This is a genomic window from Paenisporosarcina sp. P4_D4, from assembly GCF_056401835.1.
Map to the genome: position 1 here is coordinate 1 of NZ_JBFUIO010000138.1, position 4,882 is coordinate 4,882.

Annotated in this window: 1 protein-coding gene; it reads right to left on the reverse strand. The window is 33.0% G+C overall.

The window, feature by feature from the left end; translation table 11 throughout:
* Positions 1-65: 65 nt before the first annotated feature.
* Positions 66-4,814 carry an NACHT domain-containing protein gene (locus AC1DSL_RS15770; RefSeq protein WP_477532908.1) on the reverse strand — a complete coding sequence of 1,583 codons (4,749 nt, stop codon included), beginning with the start codon at positions 4,812-4,814 and terminating at the stop codon, positions 66-68.
* Positions 4,815-4,882: the final 68 nt, after the last annotated feature.

Below are 4,882 nucleotides of genomic sequence, written 5' to 3' on the forward strand. Positions count from 1 at the left end.
CACACTTAGGAGGTAGGCAGGATCTTATTGAAGTAATGAACTTCAAACAAATTAGCGATTAAATATTAAATTTCTAATAAAATATGTGCCAACGGTCTTATTTCTCCCATTAGTAAATCTTTTGCTTCTTGACTGTTTCCTTCTAACTCAGAATGAATTTCTTCATTAATCCATTCACGCAATTGCAAAGAAATTCCTCTTGCAGCAGAAATTAACTTAGGAATATTTGCTTTTTCATTTAAAGATGGGGTATTTCTTAATATACTGAAAAGGTTCTCAAAAAGTTGCTCATCTTCTTTAATTCTACGTAAAATTGGTCTAATATTTTCTTCCCTTCTCCACAAGTGTAGTTGCAGAGCATCATTTTTATTTGTTGCATGAGATATAATCTCAGATAATTTTTCAGATGTTGATATCCTCGAAATAACTTGAAAATATGTCATATATTTCATTAACGGCTTTTCAGCTTCTACATACCCCCTAACATTAACCAATAACTCTTCATCTGGCCACCCCTCACAAAGTGCAACAACAGCGGATTGATGAAAAACATTCTCTTGAATTGCTTTCTTTACAGTAGATAGGACACTTTTTTCATCAGCAAATTGTTCGCCTAATATTTTTGCAGCAGTGTATGTTAGTTCAGGATCAGAAATTTCTTTTGGTCTATCTATGTTCAATGATTCCATTAAATACTCAAGCAATAAGATTGATTTAGGTCTTTCTTTACTAATTAATTTAAGTAGATTAGGCTTGATTGTCCTTTCACTTCTATTTTCTAAAAAGTCCAATATTTCTTTTCTCGGTATTGGATAATCTTCGATTGCCAATATGCTTAATTCCTCCCATAAAACAAGCGGGTCCTTTTCGTGTCTAGAAAATCTACTTAATATCTCATCACCTAGAATATTTTTTATATATACCCAATTGTTTAGTACGTGTTCTAAAAAAGGAATATTCTTATGCAATACTGTCGTAAAAGGAACAAAACTCGTCTTATCTCCACCTATTCTTTCCCTTGCATTAATAAAAATATCTAATCGGTCTAAGGTTACCAGTCCACAAAAAGCAGCCTGTCTTCGGGATTCGTAATCATAGCCATAACACACAACTGTATTAGTTAAAGCATCAATTACTTTTGTAGATTCTAAACTATTATATTTTATATGTTTATGAAAGCTTATTGAACTTTCTGCCTTTACTATCGGATTAACTTCATGGTCATATAATTCCAATAAAGAAATATTGAAATCATTGTAATCTATACCTTCGCCAAGTCTTTGAGCAATTATTTGTCTTAATTGAGCTGGTATCGGAAACGCAATCCTAAGCAGATAATCTCTTATTTTTTTGTCATCCCCATAATTTCTAGCAATTATTTCATAAAGAGCGTCACGTTTTAAAACTTCTTGTTTTGCAAGTTCCATAACCCGTGGTTCATCTGAATAATTTTGTAGTAAATAACTAACTGCAGCTCTATTGTTATTATATAAATTATGATCATTAAATTCTGTGTGTTTGACAAGGCTAATTAGATGTTCCAGTATTTCATTCTTGAAAGAATGGTCTAAAACCCTGTCTGCTCCTATTAATAAAAAATCAAGACGAATAAGCTCGGGGTCTTTTAACAATTCAATAATTCTTTTTTGTGCAGAAGATTTGTCATCAATAATTGTTGCAATTAAATGACTGATTAGCGATAAATTCTTAGCGGATTCATTAACAATTCCACTGAGAGTGGTGGCAACTTGTTCATCTTTCATACCCCATCCTTCAATTAGTGCATTAGCCGCCCAATGGGGAACATTAGATGTTTTTACTTTTTCTAATAAAATATTCTTTGATGTCTTAGTACAACCAACAAGCGCAGCACCGACTAAATTCATATCATCGTGTTGCCCTTTAAGAAGCCAATCATCTATGGCATCAATTATTAAACTATTATCATGATACTTTTCTTTTATTAATTTCCACACTTCGGATCGGATCAATAAAAAAGGGTAGGTTTCTTCTCTTATTTCTTTTAGACAAAACTGTATAACATCTTCCTCATCTGAAAAGTCATTAAGAAGAACCTTTATTGCTATTTCATAATCTAGCTCTTCAATATTAGGCTTCCTCATTACAGCACTAAGGCAAGCTGATTTCACATCTTTATTTTTTGACCATCCTTTTAATAATAGCTCCCAAATTTCATCTTTAAAATGATAGTTCAATCCTGAATTTCTCATGCCTAATTTTAGCAACTCCAGTAAATCCTCACTGCTCTGAATATTATTTAAAACATTTGATTTTATTGCAGTTAGTCTTAATTCGGGACTTATTGAGTTTCTAGCATTAATTAAAATATAGTTTAATTCATGATGTTTTGACCAACCATATATTAAACCCTCTAATATTAATGCCTTTGTCATTGAATCTCTAGGTCCTTTTACAATACTAACTAAATAATCACCTAACGCTTGATCCCCTTTATTCTTTTTAATTAGAGCATTAACAGCTGCACGCTTATTGTCAAATTCCTCATCGAATAGTCCCCTTTTAAAATAATGCGTTAAAGTGTTATCCGAATCATTCCAATCACTCATTGCATCAATAAGACCTTCCCTCCAATTTGTACGGCTAGGAAACCATTCACTAATCTTATTCTTTACTAATTCTTTTAGGCTTGACGATTTTAAACCATCTATTACTATTTTTAGAACCCTTTCACGATGAGGCAACCAATGCCCTAGTTCAACTTCGTTAAATGCATTTTCACAATATTGTTTAGCTAATAAAACTGGCATATTGTAAGGGCCGAAAGTGGCTTCATATACTAAAAGGTTAATGTTTAGCTTTTCAGCTTTGCTAACCTCTTTAGTATCAATACTTTGTATATATTGTCGAATATCTTCTGAACGATTATTAATATGAAATAGTCCTAGTATAACTTCATACCATTGTGGATTTGTGCAATTGTTTTGAATTACTTGTATTTGCTTTTCCTTATTATTAGTATAAAGAAAAAAAGAAGCTAAAAATTCTTGAAATGCTCGATGAAAAAAACCAATTTCATTTGGGGACTTGCTCACAAGTAATCCCAAATTCCCTTCACCAAGGGATAAAATTGCATTACTAATTCTGTAAGCATCTTTCTTTTCTAATCCAAAACCGATATCCTCATCTCTTAGAAATGATTCTATTTGGAGAATTGCTTCATTATTAGTAATGATACCTTCACTATGTTTCTCATGAATGATAAAAGCAAGAAAAGACATTACTCTCTTAATTTCATCATCGTTAAGTTCGAGCGGATTAACTTCAAATCCTGCAGCTGCAATCCTTCTTTGTGGGTGTGTAGAAATAAAGAGCTCAATTAATTTTTCGTATGCTTTAAATCTATTCTGTGGTAGCCTTGCATCATGGATTTTTAATAGAATTAAAAGTGAAAGTAATAATGGAATCTTTGCAAGTTCACGTAAATCTGACGACTTCTCAAGTTGACTTATAAAATCCTCAATTGCCATATTTGTTCTCCGTAAAATTTCATCTTTCACAACATTTTGCTGACTATTATTTTGGTACCAAAGGGTAAACCAAATACTCAGTAATTTCCTTTGTTGGATATTTGAAAAATCACTTAACTCACATATATCCCAATCTGTTGAACCAATTCCTACTCTTTCAAAACCATGTGGACGACTTGTCAGAATTACAGGGATATCACGTTGCTGTGCAAATACTTTTAATCTATCTAAGGCTAACCTCGCAGATGATTCAGTGGTCCATTCATCCAAACCATCGACCAGCAATAAAAGTCGATTATCTTCCAGAGCACGTTCAACAAGTGGCCAAAGCCTCTCTTCATCCCAACTTTTTAACCATCCCTTTAAAACATCCTTTATAGAACAAGTTCCTGCTGGGGACTCGGAAATGTATTTTGTCCATAAAGCAAAAGGAAGCCAAACCGGTAAATAAAGGCCCCATTTCTTTGAAAGAAGGCTTAATTGAGGGGATTCGCCTAACAGGTCAATGGCTATAAATCTTAACAGTGAACTCTTGCCACTTCCTGGTCCTCCTAAGATAATGTTACGATTACCATTACTAGACAACCAAACATCAAGATCTTGACGATGTTGATAAGTAGTTATTTTTTTTGATATTGTCGAAGACGATCTATGCTCTTCAATCGACAAATCAAAATTTGGTAACTTCATATTTTGTTCAATATTTTGAGAATCACCACTTAATTGAAAGGTTCGTTTATCAATAACGTCCGGTATAACAAACCTATCTTCTAGACTTATGGAGCTCATATTTATCTGGGTTGCGGCTGGTAACCCTGGATCATGTGTTTGAAATACCCTTTTATAAAACATCCTCATTTGATTTCTGAATTCAGATACATGATTACTATCTAATCTTGAACCTAATTCTTTAGATTTCTCTATTCCACAAAATGCATCTACCCAAGCCCTACCAAAGAAATCATCCACCAACTCCGGATATAGTTTAAGTTTAATAGATAAAGTTTCCTTGTCCCAAGGAATAAAATTGATTCCGTGTTTTTGTAAAACTTTCTCTTKATTCACAATTTCATCTGCACGATCTGTTGGTATCATACTTTCTGATGTACATAAAACAAATGTGTCAGTCTTATCTACCCAATCACCTTCAAGAAATTTTTCTACAGCTGCTTTTATTTGTGAAGGACCAAAAACCTTAACTCTCTTACATTGATAAACTGAATACTTTTTTCCAAGTTTCCTTGCATATAAATCAATTCCTTTTTGATCTTGGCCACGTGTGCCATAAAGTTGACAATATTCCACTTTTTCCTCTAATCTAACGAACCGTAAGCAAAGTCTTTCGAAGTCTTCCCAGGCTAACACTTCAAATG